This window comes from Hymenobacter arcticus, assembly GCF_054779975.1.
This window is the reverse complement of sequence record NZ_BAAGXF010000004.1, coordinates 112794-130487: the sequence shown is the minus strand read 5'-3', so window position 1 is coordinate 130487 and position 17694 is coordinate 112794. Positions and strand designations below refer to the sequence as shown.

14 protein-coding genes are annotated in these 17694 nt (G+C 59.5%); 8 read left to right on the top strand and 6 right to left on the bottom strand.

The annotated features are described in order from the left end of the window. The first annotated feature begins 24 nt into the window (after nt 1-24). The 5 genes from ACYVGC_RS09195 to ACYVGC_RS09175 all read left to right on the top strand — a co-directional run bounded on the left by ACYVGC_RS09195 (nt 25) and on the right by ACYVGC_RS09175 (nt 5521). Nucleotides 25-684, top strand: a complete 660-nt coding sequence (locus ACYVGC_RS09195; protein WP_460583522.1) for a pseudouridine synthase family protein — start codon at nt 25-27, stop codon at nt 682-684. Nucleotides 685-920: 236 nt separating this feature from the next. Continuing rightward, the gene (locus ACYVGC_RS09190) at nt 921-3032 is read left to right on the top strand and encodes a glycoside hydrolase family 97 protein (RefSeq protein WP_460583521.1); all 2112 of its coding nucleotides are present in this window, start codon (nt 921-923) and stop codon (nt 3030-3032) included. A 27-nt stretch (nt 3033-3059) separates the two neighbouring features. Continuing rightward, nucleotides 3060-4037, top strand: a complete 978-nt coding sequence (locus ACYVGC_RS09185; protein ID WP_460583520.1) for an alpha/beta hydrolase — start codon at nt 3060-3062, stop codon at nt 4035-4037. 169 nt (nt 4038-4206) lie between these two features. Then, nucleotides 4207-4593: a helix-turn-helix domain-containing protein gene (locus tag ACYVGC_RS09180; protein WP_460583519.1), complete on the top strand. Its 387-nt coding sequence runs from the start codon at nt 4207-4209 to the stop codon at nt 4591-4593. Between the two features lie 55 nt (nt 4594-4648). Continuing rightward, the gene (locus tag ACYVGC_RS09175; protein WP_460583518.1) at nt 4649-5521 is read left to right on the top strand and encodes an aldo/keto reductase; all 873 of its coding nucleotides are present in this window, start codon (nt 4649-4651) and stop codon (nt 5519-5521) included. A gap of 149 nt (nt 5522-5670) precedes the next feature. On the opposite strand, the gene ACYVGC_RS09170 is transcribed toward ACYVGC_RS09175, so the two are convergent. The 6 genes from ACYVGC_RS09170 to ACYVGC_RS09145 form a co-directional block, all read right to left on the bottom strand. Continuing rightward, entirely contained in the window at nt 5671-8820 is a 3150-nt protein-coding gene (locus tag ACYVGC_RS09170) for an efflux RND transporter permease subunit (protein ID WP_460583517.1), read from the bottom strand. A gap of 165 nt (nt 8821-8985) precedes the next feature. Next, the gene (locus ACYVGC_RS09165) at nt 8986-10080 is read right to left on the bottom strand and encodes an efflux RND transporter periplasmic adaptor subunit (RefSeq protein WP_460583516.1); all 1095 of its coding nucleotides are present in this window, start codon (nt 10078-10080) and stop codon (nt 8986-8988) included. Nucleotides 10081-10204: 124 nt separating this feature from the next. After that, entirely contained in the window at nt 10205-11578 is a 1374-nt protein-coding gene (locus ACYVGC_RS09160; protein WP_460583515.1) for a TolC family protein, read from the bottom strand. Between the two features lie 599 nt (nt 11579-12177). After that, nucleotides 12178-13557 carry a sensor histidine kinase gene (locus ACYVGC_RS09155; RefSeq protein WP_460583514.1) on the bottom strand — a complete coding sequence of 460 codons (1380 nt, stop codon included), beginning with the start codon at nt 13555-13557 and terminating at the stop codon, nt 12178-12180. A gap of 21 nt (nt 13558-13578) precedes the next feature. Beyond that, nucleotides 13579-14262, bottom strand: a complete 684-nt coding sequence (locus ACYVGC_RS09150) for a response regulator transcription factor (RefSeq protein WP_460583513.1) — start codon at nt 14260-14262, stop codon at nt 13579-13581. A gap of 119 nt (nt 14263-14381) precedes the next feature. Beyond that, complete coding sequence (locus tag ACYVGC_RS09145) at nt 14382-14717, bottom strand: tetratricopeptide repeat protein (protein WP_460583512.1); 336 nt, start codon at nt 14715-14717, stop codon at nt 14382-14384. 158 nt (nt 14718-14875) lie between these two features. Between ACYVGC_RS09145 and ACYVGC_RS09140 the strand changes: the two genes are divergently transcribed. The 3 genes from ACYVGC_RS09140 (at nt 14876) to ACYVGC_RS09130 (ending at nt 17617) form a co-directional block, all read left to right on the top strand. Then, nucleotides 14876-15616 (top strand): electron transfer flavoprotein subunit beta/FixA family protein, encoded by a 741-nt coding sequence (locus ACYVGC_RS09140; protein ID WP_460583511.1) that lies wholly within the window; start codon nt 14876-14878, stop codon nt 15614-15616. A 142-nt stretch (nt 15617-15758) separates the two neighbouring features. Next, nucleotides 15759-16736 carry an electron transfer flavoprotein subunit alpha/FixB family protein gene (locus tag ACYVGC_RS09135; protein ID WP_460583510.1) on the top strand — a complete coding sequence of 326 codons (978 nt, stop codon included), beginning with the start codon at nt 15759-15761 and terminating at the stop codon, nt 16734-16736. A gap of 239 nt (nt 16737-16975) precedes the next feature. Beyond that, the gene (locus tag ACYVGC_RS09130; protein WP_460583509.1) at nt 16976-17617 is read left to right on the top strand and encodes a bifunctional nuclease family protein; all 642 of its coding nucleotides are present in this window, start codon (nt 16976-16978) and stop codon (nt 17615-17617) included. The last annotated feature ends 77 nt before the right edge of the window (nt 17618-17694 follow it).

The following is a 17694-nucleotide window of genomic DNA, read 5'->3' as shown; positions in this document are numbered from 1 at the left end:
GTAGATAATTGATAATTGAAAAATATGCGCTACATCCTCCTCAATAAGCCGTTCGAAGTCCTCACCCAGTTCACCGACGAGCACGGGCGCGCTACGCTCAAAGACTTTGTGGCGGTGCCCAATGTGTATCCGGTGGGCCGGCTCGACTTCGACAGCGAGGGCCTGCTGCTGCTCACCGACGATAAGCAGCTGCAACACCGCCTCAGCGACCCGCGCTATAAGGTCACCAAAACCTACTGGGCGCAGGTGGAGGGCACGCCCACCGAAGCCATGCTCACGCAACTGCGCGAAGGGGTGCAAATAAAGGAGGGCTTCACGCTGCCGGCGGCCGTGCGGCCGCTGCCCGAGGAAGCCAGCGAAGCGCTGTGGCCCCGCAACCCGCCTATTCGCTACCGGGCTAGCATCCCAACTAGTTGGCTGGAAATCAGCATCTCGCAGGGCATGAACCGGCAGGTGCGCAAAATGTGCGCCGCCGTGGGCCTGCCCTGCCTGCGCCTGGTGCGCCAGGCGCTCGGCGACTTGTCGCTGCTCGACGTAGCGCCCGGCCAGTGGCGCGACCTTACCCCCGAAGAGGTGGTGGCCCTGCGCGACCTGGCCGGGGCCGGCGAGCGCCACCCACGCCCGGCTCGGCCCGCCACTCCCACCAGCACCTACCGGCCGGGCCCGCGCCGGCCGCGGGCGTAGGAGCTTGCGCTACTCAATAGCACAGAAAGAGCATTTGCTTTTGCCAGGCTGTTAATCAATACTTAAAATAATTTCAAGTTGGGGTACGGTTCCTGGTCCGCCGGTGAAGCCGGCCGACCGGTTGTCGCTCGCACGAGGCCAGAATAACTAGTCAACGCGGCCCGCGAGTCAACCGGTCGGCCGGCTTCACCGGCGGACCGGGGCTATACCTTTTTGCTTGGAAACCACCGTAGTTCATGAAAAACCACTTGTTTTCACTGTTGCTGGCGGCCAGTTTACCGGCCGCCGCGCAGTCTACCACTCCCCTATCGGCCGCGATGGGCAGCGTCAGGCTGACTTTTGCCTTGAGCGCGGCCGGCCAGCCCAGCTATGCCGTGGCGTATGGCCGGAAGCCGGTGGTGAACGCCTCGCGCCTAGGGTTGGCGCTGCAAGGCGGCCAGGGTTTTGAGGGGCCGTTGGCGCTCCTTGGCAGCGAGGTGAAGGACGTGGACGAAACCTGGCAGCCCGTGCTGGGCGAGGTCAAAAACATTCGCAACCACTACCAGCAGCTCACGGTGCACCTGCGCCAGCCGGCCGCGCCCGGCCGCCGGCTCGACGTGGTGTTTCGGGTTTTTGCCGACGGAGTGGGCTTTCGCTACGAGTTTCCGCGGCAGCTGGCGCTGGGCAATTTTGTGGTTACCGACGAGCTCACCGAATTTGCCCTGCCTGCCGACCACCAGGCTTTCTGGATACCCGGCGACTACGACACCAACGAGTACCTCTACATCCACTCGCGCCTGAGCGCGGTCGATAACTCGGCGCAGGTCAAGAACTCGACCGAGATAGCCGTGCGCGACGCCCCTGATGCGCAGGCCGTGGCCACGCCCCTCATGCTGAAGGCCGATAACGGCTTGTACATCAATATTCACGAGGCAGCGCAGGTCGATTATCCGGCCATGCAATTGCACGTAGACCGGGCCAGCCACCGCCTCACGGCGCGCCTCGTGCCCGATGCCGTGGGCAGCAAGGCGTTTTTGCACGCGCCCAGCCACACGCCCTGGCGCACGATTATCGTGAGTGATAAGGCCCCTGATATTCTGACTTCCAAGCTGATTCTCAACCTCAACGAGCCCAGCAAAATCACCGATACGGGCTGGATAAAGCCCATGAAATTTGTGGGCGTGTGGTGGGAAATGCAAATTGGCCGCTCCGATTGGAAGTACGCCAACAGTCTCGATACGCTCGACGCCCGCGGCCAGCTCATCCCCACCGGCCGCCACGGCGCCAACACCGCCAACGTGAAGCGCTACATCGACTTTGCGGCCAAGCATGGTATTGCGGGCGTGCTGGTGGAGGGCTGGAACGTGGGCTGGGAAGACTGGTTTGGCAACTGGAAGGAGAACGTGTTCGACTTCGTGACGCCGTACTCGGATTTCAACGTGCAGGAAATCAGCACTTACGCCAAGGCCAAAGGCGTGCAGATGATAATGCACAACGAAACCTCGGGCGCGGCCACCAACTACGAACAGCACCTCGACACAGCCTGCCAATTCATGAACCGCTACGGCTACCCGGCCGTGAAAACCGGCTACGTAGGCCGCATCATCCCGCGCGGCGAGCACCACGACGGCCAGTGGATGAGCAACCACTACCTGCGCGTGGCCCAAATGGCCGCCAAGCACCACGTCGCGGTCGATATGCACGAGTCGGTGCGGCCCACCGGCCTCAACCGCACCTACCCCAACTGCCTGGCTAGCGAGGCCGGCCGCGGCAACGAGTACAACGCTTTCAGCACTGGCAACCCGCCTGAGCACGAGACGATTATGCCGTTTACCCGCTTCATAGGTGGGCCGATGGACTACACGCCCGGCATTTTCAAGCTGCAAGGCTACGAGCCCACCGGTAAGCGCCAGGTGCACACCACCTTAGCCAAGCAGCTGGCTTTGTATGTGACGCTCTACTCGCCGCTGCAAATGGCCGCCGACCTGCCTGAAAACTACGAGCAGCACCTCGACGCCTTTCAGTTTATCGAGGATGTGCCCGTGGACTGGGACGACACCCGCATTCTGGCGGCCGAGCCCGGCGACTACCTCACCACCGTGCGCAAAGCTAAAGGCAAGGATGATTGGTACTTGGGTAGTATTACGGATGAGCTGGCCCGCCAGCAACCCGTTAAGCTGGATTTCCTAACGCCCGGCCGTCGCTACCAGGCCATCATTTACGCCGATGGCAAGGGCGCCGACTGGCAGAAGAATCCCACTGCCTACCAGATTACCAAAAAAGTGGTGGACAGCAAGTCGTCCCTGCTGCTGAAGCTGGCCCCCGGCGGTGGCGCGGCCGTTAGCTTCAAGTCCTTGAGCAGCAACTAGTTATTTTCGTAATTAACTCGCCGCCGCATGAAACAAGCTATCCGCACGCCACGCCGCTGGCGGTGGCTATTGTGGGCGCTGGTACTCAGCATTGGCTTGCTCAATGCGGTGGTGGCCCTGCACGCCTGGCGCTTCACGCACTTCTCTGCCGACGCGGGCCCGCGCACCCGCCACCCCGAAAAGCTGCGCGCTTCGGAGAAAATCAAGCTCATCCTCACTGGCCTGCAAAATCCCAAACCGGTGAACACCGGGCTGCCTGATTTTCCTTACGAGAACGCCGCGCTGCGCAGTCCCAACGGCCGCCTCGCCGCTTGGTACGGCCCGCTACCGAGCGCACGCGGCACCGTTATTGTCTGCCACGGCTACACCAGCGATAAATCGCGCCTGCTGCCCGAGGCCGGGTATTTTCGGCAGCTGGGCTACGCCGTGTTGCTGCTCGATTTCAGCGGCAATGGCGCGTCGGAAGGGTACCAGACCACCATCGGCTACCGCGAGGCCGCCGATGTGGTGGCGGCCTACGCGTGGGTACAAGCGCGGCAGCCGGGTGGGCCCATCGTGCTCTACGGCGTGAGCATGGGCGCGGTGGCCATTCTGCGGGCCGAAAGCGAGCTGGGCCTGCGCCCCACCGCCAACGTAGTGGAATGCCCCTACGGCAGCATGCTGCAAACGGCCCGCAACCGCTTTGTTTCCATGCACTTGCCGGCCTTTCCGCTAGCCAACCTGCTCGTACTCTGGGGCAGCGTGGAGAATGGGTATTGGGCGTTTGGCCTAAACGCGGGCGAGTACGCGCGCCACGTTACCACCCCGACCCTACTGCTTTGGGGCACCGCCGACCCGCGCGTGACCCGCGCCGAAACCGATACCATTTTCAGCCACCTGGCCGGGCCCAAGGAGCGGGTTGATTTCGCGGGCTCGGGGCACGAGCCCTATTGGCACAAACACCCGGAAGCGTGGCAAAAGGCGGTAGCTGGTTTTCTAAACAAGCGTTGCGCGCTACTGCGCTGACCGCAGGACGGCGCAATAGCGCGCGGCTACTCCAGCGACCAGGCGGCCCACCAAGTCATTACCCTTACCGGCCGGCCAAATTGGCAAGAGCAGCACAACAACTTGATACCTCACCATTTTGCGCAAAACCCGGCTCCTACTTTTGCGTCCGTACTAAAGACGCAAAAAGATGGGTACCTCACCTAAAGGCGCTATTACGCGCGGAGCAGAGATAGTGGCTCAGTTCAAACAGGTGTTGGATGGGCACCTGGACGATTTTCTCGCGGGTCGAACAGAGAAAATGTATGAGCTCAAGGAGATTGCGGCTATCCTCTGTGTGCATCCCGGGCATCTGAGTAAGGTGCTAAAGCTGGAAACAGGTCACCATGCCTGCCACTTCTACGAAGAGCGCATCTTGCTGGAAGCCAAGAAGCTACTGGCTACTACCACGTTGCCTATCGGGGAGATTGCGCGTAAACTGGATTATGACGTGTCAAATTTTACGAAGTTTTTTAAAAGGTTCGCGGGGCTTACGCCCTCCTCTTACCGAAAATCCATCGGGCCGCCGGTCGCCTGAGCCACCGGCAACTACCGTCATCAACCAATACCAATAAATTAGCTTACCTGAGAACATGAGCAATCGTATTATTATCGGCGCCGACACCCCGAACCCGCGCACGGCGCGCACCCCCGGCTACGGCACCATGCGCCTCACCGGGGAGGATTTTTGGGGCGAGCCCCGCGACCGGCAGGGAGCCATTGCCCTGCTGCGAAGGGCGGTTGAGCTGGGCGTCAATTTCTTCGATACCGCCGACTTTTACGGGCCGGGGGTGACGAACAGGCTGCTGGCGGAGGCATTATACCCCTACCCGGCCGACCTTATTATCGCAACTAAAGTGGGCGGCACCAGAGGAGCCGACAAAAGCTGGCTACCCTACGCCAAGCCGGAAGAAGTGCGGCGCAGCATCGAAAACAATCTGCAGGAATTAAAGATGGAGCAGCTGCCGCTGGTGCACCTGGGCAAGGCCGCTGGTAGCCCTGGTGAGTACGAGGAGGCCTTCGCCACTATGCTAGACTTGCAGCGTGAGGGCAAAATTCTGCACGTGGGCCTTTCTAACGCAAGCGTTGAGCAATTTAACATCGCCCGCGCACTGGGTAAAATTGCCACCGTCGAGAACATGTATAGCTACACGCAGCGGGTTACGGACCCAAGCAGCCCGTACGGATTCCAGGGCGGGGAACTCCTGTTTTTATGCGAGCAACACCGTATTCCCTTCATTCCTTTTTTCTCCCTCCAAACGTCGTTGCCAACCGGGCAGAGCAAGATGCAGGAGCTAGCCGCGGCAAAAGGGATTACGGTGGCGCAGCTCAACATCGCGTGGCTACTGCATCAATCGGCGTGGATACTACCCATTCCAGGCACTACCTCTAGGCAGCATCTGGAAGAAAATGTAAGCGCAGCAGACATCTCGCTTTCACAAGAGGAACTGTCTTTTTTAGGCTAACGTGCTGAAACACAGTAGTTGCTTTTTCCCCAATGAAAGACAGACCCTGCGTGTAATTGCCTGCCCCACAATAACAAGCGCCCTACATAACCAAAGAGAGCTTGCGCCAGTGGCGCAAGCTCTCTTTAGTTAATCCCGAACCGATGCGCTTAGACGTGCTCCAACTTTCGGTTGGCCGGCAGGTCGTCGGCGTAGTGCGTGTGCTCGGCGCGGTAGGTGCGCTCGAAAATCAGCGGGAAGATGAACAGCGTGAGCACCGTGCCGGTGAGCAGGCCGCCGATAACCACGATGGCCAGCGGCTTAGACGTCTCGGAGCCGATGCCCGTGCTGAGGGCCGCCGGCATGAGGCCAATAATGGCCATGAGGGCCGTCATCACCACCGGGCGCACGCGGGAGGCCACGCCTTCGGCCAGGCTGCGGTCGAGGCTCATCTTGTCTAACATGTTCTGTTTGAACACACTAATCAGAATTACCCCGTTCTGGATGCAGATACCAAACAGGGCGATGAAACCGATGCCGGCCGAAATCGAGAAGTTGGTGTGCGTAATGAGCAGCATGGCAATGCCGCCAATCAGGGCAAACGGCACGTTGAGCAGCACCAACCCGGCATCCTTCAAATTACCGAATAAGATGAAGAGAATGAAGAAGATAAGTGCCAGCGAGATGGGCACCACCTGCGCTAGTCGCTGGCTGGCCCGGCGCTGGTTTTCGAAGTCGCCGGTCCACTTCATGGAGTAGCCCTTGGGCAGCACCACGGCTTTATTCACCTTTTCCTGCGCCTCGGCAATGGCCGAGCCGAGGTCACGGCCGCGCACCGAGAACTTCACGGCCGAGAAGCGGGTGTTGTCGTCGCGATAAATGAGGCTGGGGCCGGTTACCTGCTTGATGTCGGCTATCTCATTCAGCGGCACGGTCTTGCCGCTTTGCGTGGGCACCATGAGCGCCGCAATCTCGGTCGGGCTCTCGCGGAACTGCGACTCGTAGCGCACCCGAATTGGAAACTTGCGCTCGCCCTCGTACATCTGGCTGGCCTGCTTGCCGCCCACCGCCATTTCGAGCACGGCATTGGCGTCACTCTTGCTTACGCCGTAGCTGGCCATACGGCGCTCATCCAGGTCGGCGTGCAGCTCGGGCTGGCCGATGTTGCGCAACAAGCCTAGGTCGTCGATGCCGTCCACTTTTTGCAATACTTCGAACACCTGGCGGGCTTTGCCCTCCATTAGCTTGAGGTCGGTGCCGTAGATTTTAACGGCGATGCTGCCCTTCACACCCGAGGCGGCTTCTTCCACGTTGTCGGTAATAGGCTGCGAGAAGTTGAAATCGACGCCCGGGAAGCGGTTCAGCTTTTCCTTCATCCGCGCAATAAGGTCCTCGCGGTAGACCTTGGATTTCATCTTCTTCTGCACCTCGTCGGTGTGCTTAATCTGGACGAGGAACTCGTTGTTATAGAAACCGGTAGGGTCGGTGCCGTCGTTGGGGCGGCCGGTCTGGCTCACCACGTCGCTCACCTCCGGGAAGCCGATAAACACGCGGCGCATCTCGTTGCAAAGCTTGTTGCTGGCGTCGAGCGAGATGCTCAGCGGCAGCTGTGCCCGCACGTAAATCGAGCCCTCGTTCAGCTCGGGCAAGAACTCGGTACCCAGAAACTGGTACATCCCTACCCCTACTACTACCAGCGCAGCCGCGAAAAGCAAGCTGGCCGTTTTGCGGGCGTAGGTGAACACGAACACCTTTTTGGCCCCCTTATTAATGGCCCGCAGGAAGAAGTTCTCCTTCTCGCGCACGTTCTTGCGCAGCAAGATGCTGGCCAGCACCGGCACCAGCGTTAGGGTAAAAATCAGCGCGCCCAGCAGGGCGAAGCCCAGCGTCCAGGCCAGGGGCGAGAACACCTTGCCCTCTACTTTCTCAAAGGAGAAAATAGGCAGCAACGCCGTGATAATGATGGCTTTAGCGAAGAAAATCGACTTGCCCATGTCGCGGCCGGTTTTCTTGATAATGCCCAGCTTAGCGAGCTTGTTGAAGCGCTCCATGCCCACCTCGTGGGCCTTGTGGTCGAGGGCCACAAAGAGCCCTTCCACCATCACCACGGCCCCGTCGATGATGATACCGAAGTCGATGGCACCCATGCTGAGCAGGTTGGCGCTCATGCCCTTCAGCCGCAGGCAGATGAAGGCAAACAGCAGCGCCAGCGGAATGATGATGCTCACAATCAGCGTAGTACGCCAATCGGCCATGAATAGGAACACTATCACCGTCACGAAAATCATGCCCTCGGTGAGGTTATGAATTACCGTTTCGGTGGAGAAGTCGATAAGCTGCTGCCGGTCGTAGAACGTGCTGATTTTCACGTCGGGCGGCAATATCTTGTCGTTCAGCAGCTCCACTTTGGCTTGCAGCAGCTTGATGACTTCCGAAGGGTTTTCGCCCTTGCGCATCACCACAATGCCCTCCACCATGTCGTCGTTGAGGCCGCGGCCCACGCGGCCCAGGCGCGGCAGCGCCGATTCCTGCACCTGCGCCACGTCCTTCACCAGGATGGGCGCGCCGTTCACGGTTTTCACTACCGTGTTGTTGATGTCCGAAATGTTGTTGAGCAGGCCAATGCCGCGCACCACGTAGTTCTGCTGGCCCTCGTTTATCACGTCGCCACCCACGTTGATGTTCGAGCGCTGCACGGCAGTATACAGGTCGAGCGGCGTGAGGCCAAAGTCCTGCAACTTGCTGGGGTCCACCGATATCTCGTAGCTCTTCACCTCGCCGCCGAAGCTGTTTACGTCGGCCACGCCGGGCACAGCCTTCAGGTTACGCTCAATTACCCAGTCCTGAATGGTCTTCAGCTCGCGGGTCGATTTGGTTTTGCTGGCAATGGTGTAGCGGTAAATTTCGCCGGTGGGGCCGTAGGGCGGCTGCACCTCGGGGTTGGCACCTTCGGGCAGGTCAGCGCCGGTAAGCAGGTTGTTGACCTGCACGCGGGCGTAGGCATCGTCCACGCCGTCGTCGAAAATCACCTTCACCACCGACAGGCCAAACAGCGTAGTCGAGCGCACGCTGGTTTTTTTCTGCACCGGGTTGAGCGCGATTTCGATGGGCGCGGTCACGAACTTCTCAATCTCCTCGGCCGAGCGGCCGGGCCACTGCGTAATGATGGTGATTTCGGTGTTCGTCACGTCCGGAAACGCCTCGATGGGCGTGTTCCGGTAGCTCACCACCCCGGCGATAACCGCCGCCAGCGTGAGCAGGAAAATAAAGCCCCGGTTTTTCAGGGAAAAGGCAATAATGCCCTGGATGAATTTATTCACTTCGCTAGTGCTGAGTTATTTATAAACCGTCTGTCCTTGCGAGCGCAACGCAGTGGAGCGCGGCAATCGCACCAGAACGACACCCGCGCGTCGTCGTTCCGGCATCGTTCTGGTGCGATTGCCGCGCTCCACTGCATTGCGCTCGCAAGGACAACTACCACCTAATTAGTCGTTCAGCTCGTCATACACGAGCAGCTGGTTTTTGCTGATGATGGCATCGCCAGGCTTGAGGTTACCGGTCACGTAGCTGATGTCGCCCACAGTTTTAGTCACCGTCACGGGGCGGGTATCCACCTCAGTGCGGCTCTTGTACACGAGCACGAAATGCTGGTCTTTGTCGAACACCACCGCGTTGGCCGGCACCGACAGCTCCTTCTGTTTCTCAGTGTTCAGGATGCGCACCTGGGCGTACATCTCGGGCTTGAGCAGGTAGCCGGGGTTGCTAAGGCGAATGCGCACCTTGAGGGCCTTGCTGTCGGGGTCGAGTACGTTGAACACCTTGTCAACCACCCCTTTAAAGTGCTTGTCGGGATACGAAAGCGTGGTGATGTCGGCCTGGTAGCCGAGCTTCACGTTGGCAATGTCGGCCTCAAATACGTTGGCCAACACCCACACCTGGTCGAGGTCGGCGATGGTGAAAAAGCCGTCGGCGTCGGTGTTAGCGTTCGTGTACTGCATGCCCTGCGTCACGTTCTTATCAGTGATAAAGCCCGAAATCGGCGCTTTAATCACGTAGTGCCCATCCTTCGACACGCCGTAGATACCAAGCTGCTTACCGGTTTTGCCCAAGTTGCTCTGGGCCTTACGAAGCTCCTCGCGGGCTAGCACTACGTCGCGCTCGGCCGCTAGGCCAGCCTTAAACTGGTCCTCGGCCACGCTCAGGTTTTTGCTAGCAATGGCCACGTCGGTGCCGGCGGTGCTGTTCTGGTTTTGCACGTCGGCGATTTCGCCCGAGCGCACCACGGCCAGCACCTGGCCTTTGGTCACGTGGTCGCCCAGCTCCACGTTGAGCTGCTCCACTACACCGCCCACCAGCGGGAATATCTTGGCTGTTTTGTCGCCGTTGGTGGTCACCTGGCCCGAAAACGACTGCTCGCTGCGCACCGGCTCCAGGCGCACAGTATCGAAAGCCAGTTCCTTCAGGGTTTGGTCGGAAAGCGAGAACTTTTTGGCAGTAGCCTCCGTGCCCGCGGTTTCGGGAGCCTTCGAGCAGGCCCCGAGGCCCAGGGTCAGGAGGAATAGGAAAGCGGAACGATTCATCTTTTAAAGTATCAAGTATCAATTAGCAATTAGCAGTCATCCGCGGTCAGTTAGCAATCAGCCGTTACCAATCATCAGCGCACAGGCTTTAGGATGACTGCTACTTGCTGACTGCTGGCTGACGCTACTCGGCCCGGAAAAAGGTGCGGCCGGTGGCCAGGTTGATGCCTTCAAAGGCACGCATTCGGTTGGCCCGCAGCGTGTTTAGCTGGATGACGTTGTTCTTATACGCCTCGTAAAAGTCGAGGTATTCGACAATGGTGATGAGGCGCTTGGTGTAGCTCTGCTCGATGTTGTCGATGAGGCGTGAGAAGGGCGTGGTGTCGCGGCTGGTGTTCTGGTACAGCTCATCGGAGCGCAGGGCCACCTGGTAGGCCTCGTGCACATCGCGGCGCACCACCAGCTGCTGCTGCTGGGCCTGGGCCTGGGCATTGCTAATCTGGGCCTTGGCCGCCGCAATGTTGCCCTGGTTGCGGTTGAAGATGGGCACCGCAATGCCTAGCGTCACCGAGTTGTAGTTATCGAAGTACGAGCCCAGGCGGTCGTAGCTGTAGCCCACGGCCAAGTCGGGCGTAGCCACGGCGCGTTGCAGGCGCAGGTTCAGCTCCTGGCGCTGTACTTCGGCGCGGCGGCTCAGCAGGTCGGCGCGGCGCACCACGGCCGTGTCGGTGAGCTGCTGCTCGGGGTACGGGGCCAGCGACAGCTCCCGCACGCGGTTGATGTTCACGGCCGGCTGGTAGGCCGAGCGGGTCGAGTCGCGCAGCAAAATGTGCAGGTCGGCCTGCGAGTTGGCTTGGTCCGTCACAAGCACCAGCCGCTCGCTTTCCAGCGTAAACAAGAAGGCTTTCAGGCGAATAACTTCCTTGAGTGCGATGTTGCCCTTGTCGTACTGGCTCTGATAAAGGCCCACCGTGCGGCGCAGCTGCGGAATCTCGGTGTTGTACACGCGCAGCGTGAGCTGGCGGTAGTAGATGTCGTAGAACGTAGTGCGCAGTTGGTAGCGCAGGGTGCGCACCAGGTCCTCCAAGTTAAAGGCTTCTACCACAGCCTGTTGCTGCTGAGCGCGGCCCGCCGCCCGCCGCCGCCCGGCCAGCGCAAACAGCTGCTGCGCCTGAATGGCCACCTGGTTGCGGTTGAGGTCGGGGTTGTTACCCACCGCATCCTGCCGGTGAATGGCCTGCTGCAACACATTCTGGTCCAGCGTAATAGTAGGGTTGTCAATGAGCCGGGCCTGCACGGCCAAGGCCTGCGCCGCCGTGATGTTGTAGCGCTGGGCCAGCAGCTGCAAGTTGTTTTGCACGAAGCGCAGCTCAGCATCGGGCAGGGTCAGGCGCACCGTGTCGACGGGCAGCGGCGCGCCGCCCACCGTGAGGGGCGCTTGGGCCTGAGCGGCCAGCCCTAGGGTCAGGCCGGCTAGCAGCAAGCCGGCGCGGCGCAATAAGGTGTTTGCACGGGGCACAGCGCGGCACGGCGCGGGCCGCAACTGGCGCGCGGCCATTTCTGAAAATCTTTGTAAAATCACTTTTTGACGCTAAAACCTAGCCAGGTAATTAAGCAAAGCTAACAGGCAGCTAACGGACTTCATTCACTAGCATTACACATTCATTATACCCTCATTAAGAACAGATTAGAAAGCGATTAGAAGAGCATTAGAGAGTCATTAGAAACAGATTAGGAAGGCCAATAAGGTCCTAAAAAAATTCCTATTTGATGAAGCAATTTTTATGTAATATACTGAATACCAATAAACTACTAGTAATCTTCTTATTATCGCTGGCAACTTCATAATTATTTATCCCTGGCAAGAAAAATAAGTAGAATAGGCCGTGGCGCTCATTCTCAAACTATCCCGGCCACAGTGGCCCGCGGCCTCTGAGAGTCCGAGTTACTGGGGGCTACCAGCAAAAGTCCGGGCGAAGTGGTGAGCGCCGGCATCACCACTGAGTGCAACCGCGAGCAGGCTCCGCCGGGCCGCAAAAAATAGCTGTGCGGCACAAAACCACTGCTTCAACATAGGGCGAAAAGCCTCTTTTATGCGCTAGAGTACGCGGTTGCCCCGTGCAGCCACCCCACCCGGCCCCACTCAAATCGGTCATTTCACCCGCCAAAAACCAGCTCGGCTACCGTACCGCGGCCGGGCTCCGAGCGCAGCGCCAGCGTGCCGCCGTGCAGCGCGGCAATGCGCTGGGCTAGCGGCAGCCCCACGCCGTGCCCCACCACCCCACGCACCGCCGCCGCCCTAAAAAACGGCTGAAACACCTGCGCCAAGTCATCGGGCGCAATGCCCAGGCCGGCATCGGCCACGCGCACCACGCAGCCGCCGCCCGGCTGGCAGCGCAAACTCAGCAGCACCTTCTTATCGTCTTCCGAGTACTTGAGGGCGTTGTCAACGAGGTTACCCAGCGCCCGCGTAAGCAGGCCGCGGTGGCCGGTTATCACGAAGGCCGCCGGGTCGGCGGGCAGGTCGGCGAGGTCGCCGAGGTCTACCTGCACGCGCGCGCGCCGGGCGGGCGCCACACCTTCGCGCACTTCCCACAGCAGCTCATCGAGGCGCACTTCCGCCGTCAGCTGCATCGAGCCTTCGGCCTGTGCCATATCCAATAAATTGTTAATCAACTCTTTAAGTTGCTGCAACTCACCTAGCACCGAAGCAGCTCCTTCGCGGTAGTCCTGCGGCGAGCGCTCGCGGGCCAACAGCACTTGCAGCTCGCCAATGCTGGCGGTGAGGGGCGTGCGCAACTCGTGCGAGGCGTTGCGCACGAAGGTGCGCTGGCCGTCAAAACTTGCCTCCAGCCGCCCCAGCAGCCGGTTGAAGGTGCGGGCCAGGCGCGTGAGGTCGTCGCGCTCGCTGGTGCGCAAAAAGCCTTCATCCACGCGCTGGTGCAGGTCCTGGGCCGTGATGCGGTCCACTTGGTCGTTGAGGGCGGCGATGGGGGCCAGCGCCCGCCCGGCAAAAAACCGCCCCACGGCGTATATCACGAGCAAGCTCACCACGAAAATCACGCCCATAATGGTGGCCAGGCTTTGCAGCCGGCGGTGGCCGTACACGTTTTCGGCGGCGGCCACTATCACGTAGTCGCCCTGGTTGTCGCGGTAAAAAATGCCGATGGCCTGCCGCGTGCCCAGCTTGAAATACACTTCCTTACTGAGTACGATGCGCGCCAGCAACGCATCGGAAAGCCGCACGCGCTCATCGGCCGCCACAAAGCGCACCCGGCCCGAGGCATCGTACACCTGCAGAATCTCGTTACTGAGCGCTTGCAGGTACTTCTTCTCGAAGTCGCGGAATGCGCCGGCCCGCATCTCGTCTTTTTCGAGGTAGATGTAGCTCGTTACCTGCGCCCGCTCGCGCAGCCGCTGCTGAAACTCGCGCTGTGAGGAGTTGAACTGGAGCACAAATACCACCGCCAGCACGGCTAGCAGTAGCACGGCTACTATACTCAGAAAAAGCCAGGTCAGGCGGTTGCGGATGGTCATGGCTTTCGTTGCAAGTTGGCCTTATTCCTCGCGCAGCACGTAACCCATACCTACTACGGTGTGAATCAACTTCTTAGCGAATCCTTTATCTACCTTGTTGCGCAGGTAATTCACGTACACGTCAATCACGTTGGAACCCGCATCGACCGAATCTTCCCAGGTGTGCTCCGCTATTTCGCCCCGGCTCAGCACGCGGCCCTGGTGGCGCAGCAGCAGCTCCAGCAGGTTGAACTCACGGGCCGTGAGCTTGATGGGCTGGCCGGCCCGCACCACGGTTTTAGCGGCCGTGTCCACCGTCAAATCACTCAGCACAAGCTGATTGCTTTTCGCTGCGCGCTGGCCACGGCGGCGGGTGAGGGCGCGCACCCGCGCCAGCAGCTCCACAAAGTCGAAGGGCTTCACCAGGTAGTCGTCGGCCCCGCCGTCGAAGCCTAGCAGCTTGTCTTGGGTGGTACCCAGCGCCGTGAGCATCAGAATGGGTAATTCCTGGTTGTGGGCGCGCACGGCTTTCAGCACTTCCAAGCCGCTTTGGCCGGGTAGTATCACGTCGAGAATAAGCAAGTCGAATTCCTGCTCCAGCGCCAGCCGCTGACCAAAGGTGCCGTCATAGGCTACTGCTACTTCGTAGCCCTCCTCCTCCAGCCCCCGCCGGATGAAGGCCGATACTTTGGGCTCGTCTTCAACTAGTAATATCTTGGTTGACATAAGGATATGTGCGGTAAGCTTCAGCTTGCCGTTGAACTTACTTACCTGGCCGCGCCCGGCTTCATTATTTACCCGATTTTATAACTACCCCCGGCAAGCTAAAGCTTACCGCACGCTTCTTAGTCGTCCTCATAGTCCAGACCCAAGCAGCTGTTCAGGGCCTGCTGAATTTCGCTGGCGGCGTGCAGCTGGCCCGCTTTCCGACTCACTACCAGGCCTTTGCGGTATACTTGCTCAGCTTCGTCTTTTTTGCCAAAGCCTTCGAGCAGCTTGCCGGCGTGGTAGTAGGTGCCCACGTAGTCGGGGTGCTCGGTTAGCAGCTTCTCGTAGTAGTCCCAGGCGCGCAGGGGCTCGGCCGCCCGGTACTCGGTGGCCAGGGCATAAATGGTGAAGGCATCGGTGGGGTCGGCTTCGTAAAAAGCTAACAACTGTTGTAAGCGGCTGGGGGCATTCATGGGCAGGAGTTTTGGCTATCTTTGAGGCAAAATTGCGACTTTCGGGCCGCATTCCGGTTCTGCATACTGTATATAAGGTTGAAAGACCTTTTTAGGCTTGGCAATTGTTATGCAAGCCTACTACTTTTGTATTCTCTCCTCACCCTACCCTTGCCTACATGAAGTTTCTGGTTTGTATTTCCAACGTGCCCGACACGACCACCAAAATCGCCTTCACGCCTGATAATAAGGAGTTTAATAAGGCCGGGGTGCAGTTCGTGATTAACCCCTGGGACGAATACGCCCTCACCCGCGCCATTGAGCTGAAGGAAGCCAACGCCGGTAGCACCGTGACGGTGATTAACGTGGGCGAGGCCGATACGGAGCCCAACATCCGCAAGGCGCTGGCCATCGGGGCCGACGATGCCATCCGGGTGAATGCCGCGCCGAAAGATGCCTTTTTCGTGGCCGAGCAAATTGCGGCCATCGCCAAGGAAGGCGCTTACGACGTGATTTTGATGGGTAAGGAAAGCATCGACTACAACGGCTTTCAAGTGCATGGCATGGTGGGCGAGCTGCTCGGAATCCCGACCGTAGCACCCGCTATGAAGCTGGATATGAGCGGCAATACTGCTACGCTGGAGCGCGAGATTGAGGGCGGCAAAGAAATCGTGCAGGTAGCTACACCTTTCGTGGCCTCGTGCCAGCAGCCCATGTGCGAGCCCCGCATCCCCAACATGCGCGGCATCATGACGGCCCGCACCAAGCCCCTGAAAGTGGTGCCCGCCATCGGCGAGCCCGCCCGCACCACGGTAGCCGAGTTTGCGCTGCCCCCCAAGAAGCAGGGCGTGAAGCTCATCGACGCTGAAAACGCCGGCGAGCTGATTAAGCTGCTCCGCAACGAAGCCAAGGTTATCTAATTTCTAATCTGTCATTGCGAGGAGGAACGACGAAGCAAACTTTCCTTTCCGCCAGGAGTAGTAATCCAACGACAAGGAGGGATTGCTTCGTCGTTCCTCCTCCCAATGACAGCCGTTTTCTAACTCAGAAAATCCCACCGATATGTCAGTTTTAGTAGTAGTTGAATGCGATAAAGGCGAAGTGAAAAAGTCTTCGCTCGAAGTGGCTACCTACGGCGCGCAGCTAGCCGCCCAAATGGGTACCAGCGCCACGGCCATTGCCGTGGGCGAAGCCACCGACGCCAACCTGGCCAAGCTCGGTGAGCAGGGCATCAGCAAAGTGCTCTACGATAAGGAGCCGCGCCTGAAGGACTTCGTGAACAATGCGTACACCAAGCTCATTGCCACGGCCGCCCAGCAGGAAGATGCCAAGGTAATTGTGCTGGCCAACAGCAACATCGGCGCTTCGGTGGGCTCGCGCCTGTCCATCCGCCTGCAAGCTTCGCTGGCCACCAACGTGGTCGAATTGCCCAAAACCGACGGTGGCCAGTTCACCGTGAAGCGCGGCGCTTTCTCGGGCAAGGCATTTTCGGACGTGGTGCTGAGCGGCGAGCGCAAGATTATCGCCGTTAAAAAGAACTCCATCGAAGCGCAGCACGAAGCCGGCAAAACGGCCGAGGTAGTGGCCTTCGCCGCCCAGCTCAGCGACGCCGACTTTGCCGACGCGCCCAAGCAGGTGGTAATGCAGGACCAGGCCGGCGGCATCCTATTGCCCGAGGCATCGCTCGTGGTGAGCGGTGGCCGCGGCATGAAAGGCCCCGAAAACTGGAACCTCATCGAGGACCTGGCCAAGGCGCTGGGCGCGGCCACGGCCTGCTCCAAGCCGGTGAGCGACGTGGACTGGCGCCCCCACCACGAGCACGTGGGCCAAACCGGCATCACGGTATCGCCCAACCTGTACATTGCCTGCGGTATTTCGGGTGCCATCCAGCATCTGGCCGGCGTCAACTCGTCGAAGGTGATTGTGGTGATTAATAAGGACCCCGAAGCCCCGTTCTTCAAAGCGGCCGACTACGGCATTGTGGGCGACGTGTTCGACGTGCTGCCCAAGCTAACGGCCGCCGTAAAGGCGCTCGGTTAAGGCTTGCCTGATTTAAGAAGAACGTCATGCTGAGCTTGCCGAAGCATCTCTACCACGCCGTTAGGATTAGTACTCCAACGGCGTGGTAGAGATGCTTCGGCAAGCTCAGCATGACGTTCTTATTTTTTACTTGTCCGACATTTTCCGCTTTTCGTAAGCCGTTTCCGGCCGTAATCGCTTTATTTGTCGTAAAGAACTCCTACTACCCGTTTCCCGGACCCAAAACGTCCCCGCGAACCTTGAAAAAAATTCCGCTCGAAATTCTGGGCCTGTCCTCCTCGCAGTCGCAATCCGGCTCCTTCGCCCTCATTCTGGGCGAAAAGCATGGCAACCGCCGCCTGCCGATTATCATCGGCATGTTTGAGGCGCAGAGCATCGCCATCCAGATTGAAAAAATCAGCCCCAACCGGCCACTCACGCACGACCTGTTCAAGGCCTTTGCCGAGCACGTGCATGTGGCTATTATTGAAGTAGTTATCTCCGACCTCAAGGAAGGCGTCTTCTATTCACGCATCGTGTGCTCCGACGGGGCTACCACGTTTGAGATTGACGCCCGGCCCTCCGACGCCATCGCCATTGGCCTGCGCTTCGGCGTGCCCATTTTTACGGTCGAAAGCGTACTCGGCGAAGCCGGCATCATCCTGTCCGACCTCGATGAGGCGGGCGAAGAAAGCGAGGATGAGGACGACCACGACGAGGAGGACGAAGACGACAGCGACGGCGAAGCCGCCCGCCCGGCGGCGAAGGCCGCCGAAGCGCGTGAGCCCAGTGGGCAGGTTTCGCTCGATGAGCTGACCAAGATGCTGGCGCAGGCGCTGGAAAAAGAAGATTACGAAAAGGCCGCCAAAATTCGAGACGAGCTCAACAAGCGTAACGGCTAAGCTGCTCCTCCCCTACCAAAGTCCCGGCCGATACCTCGGCCGGGACTTTTGCTTACCTCTATTCTGTAAACTATTTA

Bases quoted from the DNA above. Each gene is read 5' to 3' on its own strand.
- ACYVGC_RS09195 (WP_460583522.1), top strand. From the start codon at position 25: ATGCGCTACATCCTCCTCAATAAGCCGTTCGAAGTCCTCACCCAGTTC.
- ACYVGC_RS09190 (WP_460583521.1), top strand. From the start codon at position 921: ATGAAAAACCACTTGTTTTCACTGTTGCTGGCGGCCAGTTTACCGGCC.
- ACYVGC_RS09185 (WP_460583520.1), top strand. From the start codon at position 3,060: ATGAAACAAGCTATCCGCACGCCACGCCGCTGGCGGTGGCTATTGTGG.
- ACYVGC_RS09180 (WP_460583519.1), top strand. From the start codon at position 4,207: ATGGGTACCTCACCTAAAGGCGCTATTACGCGCGGAGCAGAGATAGTG.
- ACYVGC_RS09175 (WP_460583518.1), top strand. From the start codon at position 4,649: ATGAGCAATCGTATTATTATCGGCGCCGACACCCCGAACCCGCGCACG.
- ACYVGC_RS09165 (WP_460583516.1), bottom strand. From the start codon at position 10,080: ATGAATCGTTCCGCTTTCCTATTCCTCCTGACCCTGGGCCTCGGGGCC.
- ACYVGC_RS09160 (WP_460583515.1), bottom strand. From the start codon at position 11,578: ATGGCCGCGCGCCAGTTGCGGCCCGCGCCGTGCCGCGCTGTGCCCCGT.
- ACYVGC_RS09155 (WP_460583514.1), bottom strand. From the start codon at position 13,557: ATGACCATCCGCAACCGCCTGACCTGGCTTTTTCTGAGTATAGTAGCC.
- ACYVGC_RS09150 (WP_460583513.1), bottom strand. From the start codon at position 14,262: ATGTCAACCAAGATATTACTAGTTGAAGACGAGCCCAAAGTATCGGCC.
- ACYVGC_RS09145 (WP_460583512.1), bottom strand. From the start codon at position 14,717: ATGAATGCCCCCAGCCGCTTACAACAGTTGTTAGCTTTTTACGAAGCC.
- ACYVGC_RS09140 (WP_460583511.1), top strand. From the start codon at position 14,876: ATGAAGTTTCTGGTTTGTATTTCCAACGTGCCCGACACGACCACCAAA.
- ACYVGC_RS09135 (WP_460583510.1), top strand. From the start codon at position 15,759: ATGTCAGTTTTAGTAGTAGTTGAATGCGATAAAGGCGAAGTGAAAAAG.